Origin of the sequence: Hyphomonas sp. NPDC076881, from assembly GCF_050269995.1 — a bacterium.
Lineage (GTDB): Bacteria > Pseudomonadota > Alphaproteobacteria > Caulobacterales > Hyphomonadaceae > Hyphomonas.
The window spans coordinates 108,023-123,737 of the sequence record NZ_JBNNJJ010000010.1; the positions used below are offsets into that span (position 1 = coordinate 108,023).

The window sequence follows — 15,715 nt, forward strand, 5'->3', positions numbered from 1 at the left end:
GATCCGAAGGCATTCCGTCAACTGAGTGTCCCGGAACCCGAGATCGACCCTTAGACCAGAATGCGCCCCGGCGCCAAGCATGGCTTGCGATTTTTTCCGGATGTGACATGGCTGCGCCTTCTCATCCGCCGGGAGCAGGTTTTATGAAGCTGAAAGCCCTGACTGCCTCTCTCCTGCTGGCCCTCTCCGGCGCTGCCGATGCCGACGCGCGGCCACAACGGATCGTTTCGCTGAACCTCTGCGCGGATCAGTATCTGATGGAGCTGGCGGACCCGGACCAGGTGGCAGCCCTTTCCCACAATGCGCGCAATCCGGCGCTTTCCTTCAGTTCAGAAAAGGCGAAAGACTGGCCGGTGTCAGACGGCAATGCCGAAGAACTTACCGTTCTGAGGCCCGACCTAGTGATCGCCAGCCGTATCCGGCGGCCGGAGATTCGCATCTTCCTGGAGACACAGAATATTCCGGTATTGGAGATTGAACCGGCGCATACGCTGGAGGATATCCGCGCACAGACGCGGGCCATCGCCGGGGCCATCGGCGCGCAGGCGCGCGGCGAGGAATTGATCACAGATATCGAGAGGCGGCTTGAAGCCGCGTGGGAAGCGGCGCCGGAGGCACGCCCCGCAGCCGCCCATTATCAGCGCCGGGGGTTCATTTCCGGGCAGGCCACCCTGATGTCTGAAATCATGCGCTGGGCCGGCCTTGAGAACATCGCCGGCCGGATGGGCGCGCGCCGCACACAGAGGGTCTCTATGGAAGTGCTGCTGGCGGCCCAGCCGGCCATCCTTGTGACCGGCGTGCCTACCAGTAACGAGCGGGACATCGGCAAGGAAGTGCTGGAGCATCCAGCGCTGAAAGCTCTCTATGCACGGGCCCGCTGGATCGAGATTCCCGAGGCGATGACCGTTTGCGGCGGGCCGTCCTTTCCGGCAGCGGTGGAGGAAATGCAGCGCCAATTCAAGGCATTAGAAGACGCTCCGCACTAAAACTCGATCCCCGCCTGCGCCTTCACGCCGGAGCGGAAAGGATGTTTCAGGAGGGTCATCTCAGTGACCAGATCGGCCGCTTCGATCAATTCTTCGGCCGCGTTGCGCCCCGTCAGTACGACATGGCTATCTTCCGGCCTGGCGGCGAGCGTTTCCAGAACATCCGCCAACGGAATATAATCATAGCGTAGCGCCACGTTGATCTCGTCACACACGACGAGGCGGATTTCGGGATCGAGGATCATGGCTTTTGCCGCCTCCCAGGCCTTCATGGCAGCCGCGATGTCGCGGGCCTTATCCTGTGTTTCCCAAGTGAAGCCTTCACCCATAGCCTGCATGGTGACGAGATGCGGGAAAGCATCGAAGACCTGTTTCTCGCCGGTTGCCCAGGCGCCCTTGATGAACTGGATGATGCCCACCTTCATGTTATGGCCGATGGCCCGGCAGACCATGCCCATCGCGGCCGTGCTTTTGCCTTTGCCTTTGCCGGTGTGGACGATGATGAGACCCTTCTCCACCGTCTTGCCGGACATGATCTTGTCACGGACGGCCTTTTTCTTTTTCATCTTCTCATTATGACGGTCATCGTCCTGAGCGGTCATGGGGGGCTCCTCCGGTTTTAGCAATCAGGGTTTCGAGGGTGGGGCGGACGCTGTTGAGACGGGGCTTCCAGAGACCCCGCTCCAGCGCCTCCAGAAAACGCGCCGCCATTTCGCGAAGGGCGGCGGGATTATTGTCTCGGATGAAGGCGGCAACCCTGTCGTCTGACAGATAGGCGCCGTACAGCATATCGAACTGATGATCCTTGACCGCATCGGTGGTCGCGGCAAAAGCGAAGAGATAATCCAGCGTGGCGGCCATCTCGAAGGCGCCCTTATAGCCGTGGCGCATGGCGCCTTCGATCCATTTTGGATTGGCCGCGCGGGCGCGCACGACGCGGGCAATCTCTTCCGCCAGTGTGCGGACCCTTGGGGTTTCCGGGCGGGAATGGTCGGTGTGATAGATCACGGGTGCCTTCCCCTTCAAGGCCTCGGCGGCCGCCGCCAGACCGCCTTCGAACTGGTAGTAATCATCCGAGTCGAGAAGGTCATGCTCGCGGTTATCCTGATTGTGGACGATGGCATCGGCCCTGCGGATGCGCCGCTCCAGCGAGGCGCGATCAGCCCTGCCCGCCTGGCCGCCGCCATAGGCATAGCCGCCCCATTCGAGATAGGCTTCTCCTAAAGCGCTCCGGTGCTGCCAGATGCCTTCATCAATGAGCGCCTGGAGGCCTGCGCCATATGCGCCGGGCTTTGAGCCGAACACCCGCGCGCCGGCCTGCATGTCTGCGGCGTATTCGGCGTGGCCATCTGCCATCAGTACACTGCGCTCTTCCTGATACCGGGCGGCAAGTGGATTGTCCGCCTCGGGCTCGTCCAGTTTCATGATGGCGCGGGCGGCCGAATCGATCAGGTCCATCTGATCCTGGAAGGCATCGCGGAAAAAGCCCGAGACGCGGAAGGTTACATCGACCCTGGGGCGCGCCAGCAGAGCGAGCGGGAGAATTTCAAATCCCGTGACACGGCGCGACGCATCATCCCATTTCGGGCGGGCCCCCATCAGGGCGAGGGTCTGGGCGACATCATCCCCGCCTGTGCGCATGTTCGACGTTCCCCATGCGGAAATGGCCATGGCACGCGGCCACATGCCTTCGCGCTGGCGATAGTCCTCGACCAGAAGCTGGGCAGATTTCCAGCCGAGCGCCCAGGCGGTTCGCGTAGGGACTGAGCGTGTGTCTACGGAGTAAAAATTCTTTCCCGTAGGCAGTACATCCGGGCGCCCGCGCGTGGGCGCGCCGGAGGGGCCGGGCAGAACGAAACGGCCCTCGAGCGCGGCGAGAAGCCCGCAGATTTCCTGCTTCCCGCAAGCCGTGAGCGATGGCAGCAAGACGCCGCGAACATTGCCCATCACGGCATTCGTCCGCTGCCAGTCAGCCGGTATCGGAGCGCCCGCTATGAGCGCTGCGGCGAGCAGTTCGAGCCGCTCCACGGTATCGCCATGGGTTCGCCAGGTATCCCGGGACAGGGCGGCAAGATGTTGCGGCCGGGGCCCCTCCCAGGCATCCCCGAGACGGCAGTTCAGCGGATCGAAGCCAAGGGTCATATCGGCCGCCAGGGCCCGCAGGAGCGAGGCGTTTGCGCCCTGCCCATCATGACGCGGGGCGCGGGCGATGGCAACGGCGAGATCCGCCAGCAGACGCCCTTCCGGCGCGCGGCCGAAGACGTGCAGGCCGTCACGGATTTGCATTTCCTTCAGCTCACAGAGGTAATTGTCGAGGGCGGCGATGGCCTCGTCCTCGTCTCCCGGCGTGTAGATGCCATCCCGGTCGAGGCCGGCACGCGCCGCGGCCTCAAGAATGTCGTGGCGCAGAGGCTTCAGCCGCCGCGCGTCCAGGCTGGCGGCTTCGTAATACTCGTCCACCAGCGCTTCAAGGTCTTTCAGCGGGCCATAGCTTTCCGCGCGCGTCATCGGCGGTGTGAGATGGTCGATGATGACGGCGCTGGCGCGCCGCTTGGCCTGTGTGCCCTCGCCGGGATCATTGACGATGAAGGGATAGATGTGCGGCAACGGGCCGAGGACCGCCTCCGGATAGCAGGCTTCGGACAGGGCGAGCGCCTTGCCGGGAAGCCATTCGAGATTGCCGTGCTTACCCATATGGATGATGGCATGGGCCCCGAACGCCCGGCGCAGCCAGGCATAGAAGGCCAGATAGCCGTGAGGCGGAGGCAGGTCCGGACTGTGATAGGTTTCCACGGGATTGATGTTGTAGCCGCGCGCCGGCTGGACACCCAGCACGACATTCCCGAAGCGGTGTATCCCGAGCCGGAAACCGTCCGCCTCCGGCTCAAAGAAGGGATCCTGTGGCGGGGCGCCCCAGCGTGCTGTTATCTGATCGCGGACAGTTTTCGGAAGGGATTCCCAGAAGTCGTTATACTCAGCCAGCGGAAGGATCACGCCATCCAGAGAGGGCTCTTTGCTGCGGTCATTTGTTGGGCCGCTGGCAAGTAGGTTCATCAGGGATGCGGGGGAGTGTGGGGCTTCCGGCACTGTGTATCCGGCGGCGTTCAGGGCTTTGAGCACTTCAATCGTTCCGGCGGGCGTATCGAGGCCGACGCCGTTGGCGAGGCGCCCGTCACGGTTGGGATAATTGGCGAGGATGAGGGCGACCCGGCGGCCTGATGCGGGCGTGCGGCGCAGACGCGCCCAGGCGGCTGCCTGGGCCGCGACGAATGCTGTCCGGTCTGGCACAGGCACATGCCGGACGCTGGCATGCTGTGTCAGTGCGCTGGAGACGGCGCGTTCCTTGAAGGCGATGGCGCGGGTGAGGATACGGCCATCGACCTCCGGCAGGGCGACACTCATGGCGACATCACGCGCGGAGAGGCCGCGCGTGCCCGCCGCCCATTCCTCCCTTGCGCCGCTGCTGAGCACCCCCTGAAGAATGGGGCAACCGGCGCGTTCGAGAACCGCGGGTTGACGGGTTTCGCCGGGCGTGGATACGGCGAAGCCTGTCAGATTCAGGATGATGTCGGGCGATGCCTCGGCGATCAATCCGCCCACGAACGCTTCGCAGACCGTGTCCTTCAGGCTGTGCAGGAAGACAGGCAGGGGATTGAGGCCAGCTTCATGAATGGCGGTGATGAGCGCGTCCAGCGCCTGCATTTGCCCGGCGAGATAATAGGCGCGGTAGAAGATGATCGGAGCGATGGGCGCCTGCCGGCCCCAGAGCTGGGTCATATGGCTCATTGCGCCCGGCGCGGCGCCGGGCCAGTAGAGGCCTGCGCGCGGGATTTCTGCGGGGTCGGGGCCAGGCAAAGGCCGCCGGCCAATCATCCAGGACGTATGCTGAAGGAATGCGGAGAGGTTATCCGGCCCGCCTTCCTGAAGATAAGCCCAAAGGCGGGCCCGGTCTTCCGGGGAGATGGTTGAAAGTCCTTCAAGGTCCGGATCGCGCCGGCCATCGCCGGGTATCATCGCGAGCTGGACGTTATTTTCCCGCGCGGCCCGTACAATCTCCGCAACGCCATAGGGCCAGTATGTGCGCCCGCCGAGCACCCGCACACAGACGATTTTGGCCTGGGCGATTATCTTCTGGACATAGAGATCGACGGAGAAATTGTGCTGCAGGGTCATCAAATTGGCGAGGCGGAGCGTGGGCGCGCCCTCGCCTGCCCGGCGCTGCGCCGCTTCCAGCGCCGACAAATCTGTATCTGCCGCCGAGAGGACAACGATCTCGCCGGGCGACTGGCCGAGATCAACCGGCTCTGAGCCATCGCTGACCTGACCATCCCGAATGTTCAGGAGATGCATCGGCTCAGCCGCCCTTCAGGATCCGCTCGGCATTGGCGCGGTTGAAGCCCGAAGCGCCGATGACAACCAGCCGCCCCGCGCGCGGTTCGGCTTCCTTCCAGGCCCTATCGAAGTGCCAGTTCACCCGGGGGCCGACCGCCTGCACCAGAAGGCGCATGTCACGCCCTTCCACCGGCACAAATCCTTTCACCCGGTAGACTTCCTCAGCCTTGGCGAGCGCGGCGATCCGCTGGGCGAGAACCTCCGCTGACGGAACAGACTCCATGCTTGCGACGAAGCTGTCAAAGTCATCATGATCGTGGTCTTCGCCTTCGGCGTCGTGATGCGAATGGCGGTGCTCAATCCCGTTTTCGGCGGCAATCCCCAGCCCGAGTAGGGTATCGGCCGGAAGGTTTCCTCTCTCGGCCTGAACGAAATATACGCCGGGGCGTGTATGCGCGGTCAAATTCCGGCGGACATCTTCAAGCACATCCGGGGAAACGAGATCTGCCTTGGTCAGCACGACCATATCGGCGCAATGGAGCTGGTCCTCGAAGAGTTCCTCGAGCGGGCTGTCATGGTCCAGCATTTCGTCGGCCGCGCGCTGGGCGCTGAGGGCGTCCTCATCATGGGCAAATCGCCCCTGCGCCACAGCGTCGGCATCCACGAGCGTCACCACGCCATCGACGGTCACGCGGGTGCGGACTTCCGGCCAGTTGAAGGCCTGGACGAGGGGTTTTGGCAGGGCAAGGCCCGAGGTCTCGATGACGATATGGTCCGGGGGGATGTCCCGCTCGATCAGCGCCTGCATGGTGGGCAGGAAATCATCGGCGACCGTGCAGCAGATGCAGCCATTGGCCAGTTCGATGATGTCATCTTCCCTGCAGCTTTCCACACCGCAGCCTTTCAGGATTTCGCCGTCTACGCCGACATCCCCAAACTCGTTGATAATGAGGGCAATGCGGCGGCCACCGGCGTTTTCGATCAGATGGCGGATGAGTGTTGTCTTTCCGGAACCGAGGAAGCCTGTGATTACAGTGGCCGGAATTTTGCCCGTGCGGGCAGAAGTGTCAGTCATGGCGGTGCCTTCGCAGCGATCAGATGGGAGGACCGATCAGCTGAGAGCGCACGCAGACGGCGCGGGGGCGCCGCCTGACCAAGGCGGAACATCCGATTCGCGAAGCGAACCATCCTATCCACTCTCCCCTCCGGCAGCATTGCGGCAGCCGGGCTCAGGACGCATGGCAGACGGAAGCAACCCCTTGCCGCAGGACAGCAACAGGCAACTTACCGACGCTCACACGTCAGCCAATCACTACTGCCGCCACGACGGAGTTCCGCTCTGCCGACTAGACCCGGTCGGAAGAGGGGCGACAATTTGACGGCAGGTCTCCTGGCTTCCGGTTCATCGCTTCCCTCCGCGCCTTCCCAGAACACCCTTCCGGGCGCACCAGTGGCATATCGCGGCAAAGCTCGCCGGTTACAGTTGCGGGTACAGCTGCAGATTCAAAGCTAACGCTCCTCACTGCATTCCCGTTTTAATCCCCCGATAAAGGGGAACCGTCAGAACCTTCGTGTAGGCGCGGCGCGCGCCTCTGTCCAGAGATTTCCGGAAGGCTGGTCTGGCGAAGAACCGCCTTCGCCGTTCACTGCTGTTGAACGGCGAAGGCCTTTCCGGCCCATTCGGCAGGATCGACACCGGACACGGTCTGGGTCACGCGGCCCTCGGGCGTCAGGAAGGTAACCTCGACCGTGACGGGCGAGAGGTTCTTCAGGCCGAAGTGCACCGGGATGGCGCTCTGGGCGTTGTAGCCTCCGCCTGTATGTATCAGCCGCGTGGCGAGGATGTTGCCAGCCCCATCATAAAGACGGACCTCCGCCCCCGGAACAATGCCGGTTCCGGCCTTGTTCAGTACCATGACATTGAGCGCGCGGCCGGCCGCCTTACCGGAAAGCTCGTTACGAAAGACGAAGTGTCCCCCCTCCGGGCCATAGCCGTCAGTCAGCGACAGATCGAGCGCGCCGTCCAGATCATAGTCCACCCAGATGGCGCCATGATCGCCCGCGTTCATGGGATGATCGAGGGGGAGGATATTGCTGAACCCGCCCTTGCCATCATTCAGGTAGAGATAATTGACCGGAACCTGCTCGCCAAAGGGCCCTTCATAGCCGACCACGAACAGATCGAGATGGCCATCATTGTTGAAGTCGCCCCAGTCGCCGCCAACGGCATGATCGGGCTCTGCCACGCCAAAGGCTTCAGTGACATCTTCGAACGTGCCGTCACCCTTGTTGCGATAGAGTTTGTTGGGGCCGTAATTGATGAAATAGACGTCGAGCAGGCCGTCATTGTCGAAATCGCCGACAGCGCAGCCGACGCCGCCTTCCTGCTGCGTGCGGCCTGACGTTTCGATGCCGATCTCAGCGGCAACATCGGTGAAACCTGCGCCATCATTGCGCCAGACGGCATCTTCGGCGCCCGACTGGTTGGTCAGGAAGAGGTCGATCCTGCCGTCCTGATTATAGTCGAACCAGCAGGCGCCGACCGTGGGGCGGGGGTCGCTCGGGCCCTCGCCAGTGAAGACTTCCGTGAACACGCCGTCTGTATTCTGATAAAGCTTGTTCCCGCCGGCACGGTTTGCCGAATAGACATCCAGATCGCCGTCATTGTCATAGTCGATCCAGTTGGTCTGACGGGCCGAGCGGCCGGGGATCGTCAGGCCGATCTCGGGCGCGACATCGGTGAACCCCTGCCCGGCCTCGTTGCGGAAGACGCGGCTGAGTTCTTCCGGCGAGGTGGCACCAGCCATAAGGTCAGGATAGCCATCCCCGTTGAAATCGCCCCAGCTCAGGCCACGGAATTCCGGGCCGGACATTGGCAGGCCGAGGGCTTCGCCGACGCTGGTGAAGACGCCATTATCCTGTTTATAGAGACGGATCGCGCCGCCCTTCACGGAGACGGCGAGATCAAGCTGCCCATCGCCATCGAAATCGGCCCAGGCATTGGAGAGGGAGCCAGCTTCGCCGAAGAGTTCCGGCTGGACCGAAACGAAGGGCAACAGGGGCCCGGCCTCTTCGGCCACCGGAGCGGCAAGCCCGCTCTCGGCAAGCTGAGGCGCTTCAGGCGTTGCCGCGCAGGCAGCCGCCAGCAGCGGAAGCACAGCCGGCAGGTATTTCAGACGATATCGCATGATTTCTGTTCCGTTATCGGATTAACGATTGAGCGGCGTGCGTTCGGAAAGATTGGCTTCCACCTGATCGCGCTGCAGCCAGAGCTCACGGTATTTTCCTTCCGAGAGCATATCCAACTGGTCGCTGTAATGACCGGTGCCGGGCTGGCGGGAGTTGCCATAGCTCATCAGGCCGTAAGCCTTCACCGGCGTCGAAAACTCGATCATCGCCACCCAGGTTTCCCCATGCGTGGGCGTGCGTACGCCTTCGCCGTTCGGGTCCGACCAGGTGATGACATGGAAGGCGCCGAGATTTCCAAAGCCGCCATGGCCAGGCACATCCACATCCTCAAGGATGAAGCGTGAAACTTCGCCATAGACCGGATCGATCCGCCCATATTTCTCCTTGGTGGCGGCAATTGCCTTGCGCAGCTGCCCGACGGCAGCGGCAGGGTCTTTGAGACCCGAAGGCGTGTTGACCGGATCATCCGCCGACCAGGGCACGGCAAATCCTGCCTGCCCCGTCATGCGCGGGCCGGAAAAGAGTTTTGCCCATTCCTCGAAGAGGACACCGGCGCGGTTATCGCTGGAGAAGGTGCGGTCCCAGTCCGACAGGACCTGGACGGCAGCCTGCACATCCGGGTCCGGATCATTGGCGGCAGCGGCCAGAAGATCGGGCAGCACGCGGTCTGCCATCAGCGCATTGGCGGAGAGCTTCAGCTCGACGAAATCGTCCAGGGTGAGGTTTTCTGCCTCCGCCATCATCCGGATGGATTCCTGGGCCCGCATGGAGAGCGGCGTGCGCGGAGCGAGATAGGGCGGGAAGTCTTCCGGCTTGTAAGCGACAGGATAGGTCGCCTCCCATGGCGGATCGTTGGAGTTCTGAATGAATCCGGTCGCAGGGTCTGTCACGCGCGGAAGATCCTCGAAGGGGTGAACCTCCGTCCAGAGATATTCGGACGTATCGCCCGGCACGAGGCCCTGCCAGAAGGCAAGATCGCCCGAAGCGCGCTTGGGCGCGATGCCATTGAAGGTGTATTCGATATGCCCGTCGCGGTCTGCGTAGGAGATATTGAAGGTCGGCACCTGCAGGCGGCTCATTGCGGCGTCGAAATCCGCGTAGCTGTCGGCGGTGACCATGTCGAAATACTGTTCCAGCATGCCGCCCCGGTCGAGGCCGGCAACGCGCAGGGCAACCGCTGTGCCATCGGGCTTGTCGAAGACCGGGCCGTGAACGGTGGAGCGCACGGAGACGGGCACGTCCAGCAGGCTGCCATCTTCCTGGCGCACCTTGTATCCAGTTTCGCGGACCTCGAAGGGCAGCACTTCGCCGTCGAAGAGATAGCCATTATCTTTCAGCGTAAGCTGATAGGTGGTGGCGCCCAGCATTCCGTTGACAGTGTTGGAGATGCCCATCTGCTGGTTGAAGGCAAAGCGGATGACCGGCAGGCCGATCTGTGTGGCGCCATAGATTTCGAAGTCAGGCCCTGTGAGGTGAGCTTCGTAATAGATGAAATATCCCGTGCCCCAGGGAAGGTGCGGGTTTTGCAGCAACATCGTGTTGCCGGATGCCGTCTTGGAGCCCGCGACAGCCCAGGTGTTGGAGCCCTGCTCGGAAAGCTCGGGCGGATCGCCCTCCCCGGCCACCCGGCCAGGGGAGGCAACGTAGATGAAGTTCATCAGGCGGTGGGCATGGGCCACAACATCCACGCCGCTGACGGGAAGAACGACGGCAAGTTCAGGGTCAATCGCTTCGGGATGAGCGGCGGCATACGCATTCATGCCTTCGGCAAAAGCATCGATCTTTGCACGGAATTCCGGTGAATAGGCATCATACCATTTCTGGGAGCGTGCGGGCACGTCGTTCATGACGAGCCATCTGGCGGTCTCTTCATACTCTGCGCCCCAGTATTCGGCGCCCTTGCCGCGCGCTTCGCCATAGAGGCGCAGCACCGTGTTGGCGTGGCTGGCGACCTGCGCCCAGCCATAGCCATAGAATACGGTTTCGGCATCCGGACCATAGATGTGCGGCACGCCATAGGTGTCCCAGAGAATCTCGGCCTGCAGGGGTGCGGGCGCGCTCTCCTCCGCGAGGGCCGACGCAGCGTTTCCGCCGCTTGCGCATCCTGCGAGCCCCAGCTGGGCCATCACCAGGAAGCCGGCCGCAGCCAACCTCAATTGTTTCATCCCTCAAATCCTCTCAATTTTTATCTGCCTGCAGAATGGATATGGCCCGGCAGCAATATGCCGGGCCATAAGCCTTACCTTACCACTTATAGACGCCGCGGACGAACCATGATCCACCCGTGAAGCCGAAGGGTGCGAACGTGTTGTACATGTTAGATCCCGTCGTTGAGCCGGGCGCCGCGATCTCCTGGGGATATTCGTTGAACACGTTGTTCGCCCCGGCAAACACGCTCAACGCTTCGCTGATCGCATAGCCGATCTCCAGATCGGTGATCCAGGCGGGGTCAACGTCATAGTCTGCCGACGGATTGGTTGCGTTCTCGACAGTGTAGGAGCCAAACCGCGTGGTCCGCGCATTGGCCGTGAAGCCGCCGAATGTCCAATCCAGCCCGAGCGTTATCTTGGAATCGGGAATGGCGGTGGTCAGGGCGTTCTGCTTGCTCCGGTCGAATATCTCGATATCTCCCAGGGCCGAGAGCGCCGCAGGATTGTCGATGATGCCGGTGATCTCGGTTTCATTCTTGTTGTAACCGGCCTTGAGGGCGAAATCACCAAAACTGTCCGTCGGCAGCGTGTAGGTCGCCACCACATCGACGCCCTCGGTGCGCGTGTCGATTGCGTTGGTATAGTATTGTCCGCTGATCTCAGCGGGCAGACCGTTGGCCGTCAGGATGTTCTGGATCTGCTGGCCGATGGTCGTCACCCCATCTGCCGACAAACGGGTGTCGAGCGGCGAGAAGGTGGTGGTTACCGCAATCCGGTCATCCACATCGATCCGGTAGGCATCGATGGTGATCGCCAGATTGTTTAGCGGCGTCAGTGTGAAGCCAAAGCTGATATTCTCCGAGGTTTCCGGCACGAGGGGGCTGGCCCCCAGGGCGATGGCCGCCGCGGAATTGACCGGCAGGTTCTTCAGCAGCAGCAGTTCGTTCTCACCGTCCCCGTCGAGATCGCGGAACTGGCTCGTGGTGGAGGAATAGGCTTGCTGGGCCAGGGTCGGCGCCCGGAAGCCCGTGTTGAAGGAGGCCCGGGCTGCCAGCCAATCGGTGAATTCATAACGGCCGTTGAGCTTGTAGATCAGCTCCTCGCCCGCTTCGTCATCGAAGCTCTCAAAGCGCAGGGCGCCGGACAGGAACAGCTTATCCGTCGCGCTCCAACCAAGTTCGCCGTAGACGGACAGGTTGTTGCGGTCAATCGATCCGGCATCATCCGGACGGAAGCCGGGTGTAGCCTGCGAGCCGGGGGTCTGCAATTGCCCGGCGAACTGCTGACCCACCGGGCGCACATAGGTGCCGGCGGCCCAGCTGGCTTCTTCGCCTTCCTCGATTTCATACTTCTCAAGACGATGCTGCAAGCCGAAAGACACCTGCAGTTCACCGGAGCTGCCAAGGTCATAGGGGCGGGTTGCGTCGAACGAATTGACCCATTCGGACGAGATCAGCCGGCCGACTTCGAAATGCGTCGGGCTCGCCGGGCCAAGGCTGGCATTGAGGCCATTGTCGTTTTCCCAATCGGTGAGGTCGATCCCGTAATTGGACGACAGATCCCAGTCCCATCCGCTGTAATTTCCACGAATGCCGCCAGCAATCTCGAAATCGTCTTCATAGATCGTGAGACGCGGTCTGAAGCCGTTGGGATAAACTTCCGGCAGGGAGGCAATGTTGTTGGGCGCCCGATAGGACCAGTCAAGTACGGACGTCCGCGCGCCATAAGTGCCAAAGGCGTAGAGTTCGAGGCCATTGGTTTCATAGCCAAGGTTCACGCCGAAGGTGTGGGAGGTCTGCGGGAAAGCGCCGTAGTTCGTCGTCACGAGCCGGTCAATGCTCGCTTCGCGGGGATCGCGTGAGCCATCTGAAAGCAGCGGATAGAGATTTACTGTATCGGCAATCGGCACTGCGCGGTTGGAAGCGTTGCGATCCATATAGCTGTAGGAAAAATGCGCGAAACCGGACTCGCCGAGGGCATAGCCCTGGTTGAGCGAGCCCGTCAGGAACTCGCCGTCCGAACGGTCGAAATTCTCGCCGAAGCTGACCGAGGCCTCGCCGCCTTCAGAGCTATCCTTCAGGATGATGTTGATGACGCCGGCAATGGCGTCGGAACCATACTGGGCCGCCGCGCCATCGCGCAGCACTTCGATACGCGCAATCGCCGAGGACGGGATCATGTTGAGGTCAACACCCGCAGCGCCGTTATAGAGCGACGAGACCGAGTTGATCAGTGCCGTCTTGTGGCGGCGCTTGCCGTTGACGAGGACCAGGGTGTGGTCGGGGTTCAGGCCGCGCAGGCCGCCCGTGGCGATCACTGTGGCCGTGCCACCGCCTGCGCGGGTCGGCAGGTTAAAGGACGGCACAAGATACCGCAGGGATTCAAACACGCCCGTGGGGCTGCCCTGCTGAATGTCATCGGCGGAAAACACATCGATCGGCGTCGGGCTGTCGATGATCGAGCGCGGCGCGCCGCGAACACCGGTCACAATGACTGTTTCCTGGACGCTGACACTATCCTCTGCGGGACTACTTGCCGGGACCGGCGTGGGTTGCGGCGTCGTGGTCGCCGCCTGCGCCATCACTAAAGGGCGGGCCGGGCTGCGGCCCTCCTCGACCGAGGCGAGTTGGAGAGTAAGAGCGCCGCTTTTGTGTGTCTGAACGGTCAGGCCCGTACCCGTCAGAAGGTTGCTCAGGGCCTGCTCGGGCGGAAACATGCCCTGAACAGCGGCAGACGTCTTGCCATTCACCAGTTCGACAGGCGCCACAATCACCATGTGCGACTGTTCGGAATATTTCACCAGCGCCTTGGCCAGCGACTGGGATTCGATCTCAAATGCCGCCGGTGAGCTGGTGGCTATCTGGGCGGAGGCCGATGCCAATTGCAAAGCAGTCACCGAGACTGCGCTCGCCAGGCTGACCCGGAGAAGTGGATGAAGCGTCTTGCGCATGTATGTGTAACCCCGATACGGGCGCCCCCTGCAGGCGGCCCTCATGAATGAGGACGAGCGTGCGGCAGCGATTATCCAAAATAAATGAGGTTCTGCGTTGAATGTTTCTTACACATGCCCGGATATGCGCATGTTTTAAGCAGGGCTCACCCAACTTTTAAGCGCGCCTGGGAGTTGGGCGGGGTTACGAGCCCCTCAGAACAATCCTGCCGGGTTCAGAATAATCCGCCACCAGACCATACGTCACCTCAAGGCCTGCGGCGAACTGGTCGATCTTTTCCACGCTGAAGGCTGCCGTCATCCTCAGGTCGCCGATACCTTCTTCGTCCAGGATGATCTGGCGGCGGCTGTAACGATTGGCGTCCGATACAATCTCGGCGAGGCTGGCGTTTTCATATGTCAGCCATCCGCGCCGCCAGGGCGCCGCTTCTGCCGGCTCTATGGCGCCGAGCATAGCCTCCACCGACCCGATGCGCGCCACGACTTCATCGCCCGCCCGCAGCACATTCTTCTCTATCACCTCGCGGGTCGCCTCGGCCTGCTCAGGCGTGTCCGCCTGCAGCACTTCGACAACCCCCTCCACCACCGCGATCCTTACCGTCTCAGGGCCCTGGCGCACATCGAAGCGCGTTCCCACCACGCGGATCAGGCGGTCCCCCACCTCGACGTAAAAGGGACGCGCCGGGTCCGACGCCACGTCAAAGAAGGCCTCCCCTTCCTGGAGCTTCACGATGCGCATCGTGTCGGTAAAGGCCGGTTCGATACGCGAGCGGGCGCCGAGCGTCACGACGCTGCCATCGCCCAGATGGATATCGCGGATTTCCGCAATCATCGTTTCATAGGCCGGATCGGCCACAGACGAACCGCGCAAGGAGGCGCCCAAGCCGATCACCGCGCCGCCCACGACCACCACCATCATGGCAATTGCCGCGATCAGCTGTTGAGGCCGGTGAACAAGCGGGCGCCAAGCAGGCGCCGGAACTGGCCCGGGGGTGATCTCGACATCGCCCAGCTCGGGGATCAGCGCCAGATCGCTCATTAATTTTTCATAGCGGCGGAAGGCTAGTGCGTGGACATGGTCTGCGGCGAGCCAGGCATTGAACTCTGCGATCTTCTCTGGCCGCGCATCGCCGGAATGCAGGTAGACCGCCCAACTGCGGGCGGCCGCCTCTATCCGGTTTTCCTTGCAGTTGTCCTGAGTCACGTCAGATAGCCCATCCCCCGGCCGGTTAGAATTTCGATCAGCTTTTCAACGCTGCCGAGAGCGAAGCAAGCGCCGATTCCATCTGACGGTAGACATCCCCATATGACCAGCCCGTTTCCCTGACAATCTGCTGGTAGGTGTATCCCCGGTGCCTATGGAGGCTGAGTACAACTTTCTGCTTGTGCGGCAACTGATCAATGGCGCGCCTTACAATCTCCAGCCGCTCCATGTCCAGCAGAGCGCGCTCGGGCGAGATATCATCCTGCCCCGCATTGAGGAGTTCAGCCTGCACCGACCGGGCATAGGCAGCGTGGCGCCCATTCCGGCGCTTGTGGTCCAGGACGATGTTCCGGGCCGTCACCAGCAGCAAGGCCCGCGGATTGCGGACCTGCACAGCCTCGCCAAGCTCTGCAAACCGCGCGAAAGCAGCCTGCGCCACATCTTCGGGTTCGGGCGGCCCGGAGCCGAATGCCCTCCGGAGCTGCTGGCAGAGATCCTTCCAATAGGTCCGGTATAGTTCCTCAATGGCAACCGCATGTGACCGGCCGCCCCCGGATGGCGCCGGCCGGCCGCTCTGGTCTATTGGCAGAGACCCCACAGGTGAATTGCTCACGTCCACGCCCGCATCTGTTCAACATCTGAATTGCGTGGCCTTGTTCCTGCTGGGCATCAAGGCTTCGCACCGGATATACTTTTGGAAGCTGCCCGCTGCGCATAATCCAGTCAATGAGCATCTCGAATGGGCGGATTCTCTACGTCTCAACGTCTTTGGGCCCAATCCGCGAAATATCACCCGTCATATTCCGGATAGAGATCAGTTTATCTGCCGGACGGCTATCGCGGGCGCTCCGGGCTTGGAGGCGTAACGGCACGCAGGACCAGCCCCCACGCGCCTCCCCGGCCT

General features: G+C 62.2%; 9 protein-coding genes and 1 riboswitch. Of the genes, 1 reads left to right on the forward strand and 8 read right to left on the reverse strand.

Annotated features, from left to right (window positions below; genetic code table 11):
• The first annotated feature begins 143 nt into the window (after positions 1 to 143).
• Positions 144 to 986: an ABC transporter substrate-binding protein gene (locus tag ACQKI2_RS12590; protein ID WP_427380010.1), complete on the forward strand. Its 843-nt coding sequence runs from the start codon at positions 144 to 146 to the stop codon at positions 984 to 986.
• Here the strand turns inward: ACQKI2_RS12590 and cobO are convergent.
• The 8 genes from cobO to ACQKI2_RS12630 form a co-directional block, all read right to left on the reverse strand.
• Entirely contained in the window at positions 983 to 1,588 is a 606-nt protein-coding gene (gene cobO, locus ACQKI2_RS12595) for a cob(I)yrinic acid a,c-diamide adenosyltransferase (RefSeq protein ID WP_427380011.1), read from the reverse strand. The two genes, ACQKI2_RS12590 and cobO, sit on opposite strands and share 4 nt — an antisense overlap.
• Positions 1,569 to 5,336, reverse strand: a complete 3,768-nt coding sequence (gene cobN, locus ACQKI2_RS12600; protein ID WP_427380012.1) for a cobaltochelatase subunit CobN — start codon at positions 5,334 to 5,336, stop codon at positions 1,569 to 1,571. Before cobN ends, cobO begins: the two co-directional genes overlap by 20 nt.
• Before the next feature lie 4 nt (positions 5,337 to 5,340).
• Entirely contained in the window at positions 5,341 to 6,393 is a 1,053-nt protein-coding gene (gene cobW / locus ACQKI2_RS12605) for a cobalamin biosynthesis protein CobW (protein WP_427380013.1), read from the reverse strand.
• Positions 6,394 to 6,681: 288 nt separating this feature from the next.
• Positions 6,682 to 6,895: riboswitch (cobalamin riboswitch) on the reverse strand.
• 66 nt (positions 6,896 to 6,961) lie between these two features.
• The gene (locus tag ACQKI2_RS12610; RefSeq protein ID WP_427380014.1) at positions 6,962 to 8,506 is read right to left on the reverse strand and encodes a CRTAC1 family protein; all 1,545 of its coding nucleotides are present in this window, start codon (positions 8,504 to 8,506) and stop codon (positions 6,962 to 6,964) included.
• 21 nt (positions 8,507 to 8,527) lie between these two features.
• A complete protein-coding gene (locus ACQKI2_RS12615; protein ID WP_427380015.1) occupies positions 8,528 to 10,672 on the reverse strand; it encodes an acylase in 2,145 nt (714 codons plus the stop codon).
• 79 nt (positions 10,673 to 10,751) lie between these two features.
• Positions 10,752 to 13,607, reverse strand: a complete 2,856-nt coding sequence (locus tag ACQKI2_RS12620; protein ID WP_427380016.1) for a TonB-dependent receptor domain-containing protein — start codon at positions 13,605 to 13,607, stop codon at positions 10,752 to 10,754.
• A 184-nt stretch (positions 13,608 to 13,791) separates the two neighbouring features.
• Positions 13,792 to 14,811: a FecR family protein gene (locus ACQKI2_RS12625; RefSeq protein WP_427380017.1), complete on the reverse strand. Its 1,020-nt coding sequence runs from the start codon at positions 14,809 to 14,811 to the stop codon at positions 13,792 to 13,794.
• 37 nt (positions 14,812 to 14,848) lie between these two features.
• Positions 14,849 to 15,424 (reverse strand): RNA polymerase sigma factor, encoded by a 576-nt coding sequence (locus ACQKI2_RS12630; RefSeq protein ID WP_427380018.1) that lies wholly within the window; start codon positions 15,422 to 15,424, stop codon positions 14,849 to 14,851.
• Between the last annotated feature and the right edge of the window lie 291 nt (positions 15,425 to 15,715).

Bases quoted from the DNA above. Each gene is read 5' to 3' on its own strand.
- ACQKI2_RS12615 (WP_427380015.1), bottom strand. From the start codon at position 10,672: ATGAAACAATTGAGGTTGGCTGCGGCCGGCTTCCTGGTGATGGCCCAG.
- cobO (WP_427380011.1), bottom strand. From the start codon at position 1,588: ATGACCGCTCAGGACGATGACCGTCATAATGAGAAGATGAAAAAGAAA.
- cobN (WP_427380012.1), bottom strand. From the start codon at position 5,336: ATGCATCTCCTGAACATTCGGGATGGTCAGGTCAGCGATGGCTCAGAG.
- cobW (WP_427380013.1), bottom strand. From the start codon at position 6,393: ATGACTGACACTTCTGCCCGCACGGGCAAAATTCCGGCCACTGTAATC.
- ACQKI2_RS12610 (WP_427380014.1), bottom strand. From the start codon at position 8,506: ATGCGATATCGTCTGAAATACCTGCCGGCTGTGCTTCCGCTGCTGGCG.
- ACQKI2_RS12620 (WP_427380016.1), bottom strand. From the start codon at position 13,607: ATGCGCAAGACGCTTCATCCACTTCTCCGGGTCAGCCTGGCGAGCGCA.
- ACQKI2_RS12590 (WP_427380010.1), top strand. From the start codon at position 144: ATGAAGCTGAAAGCCCTGACTGCCTCTCTCCTGCTGGCCCTCTCCGGC.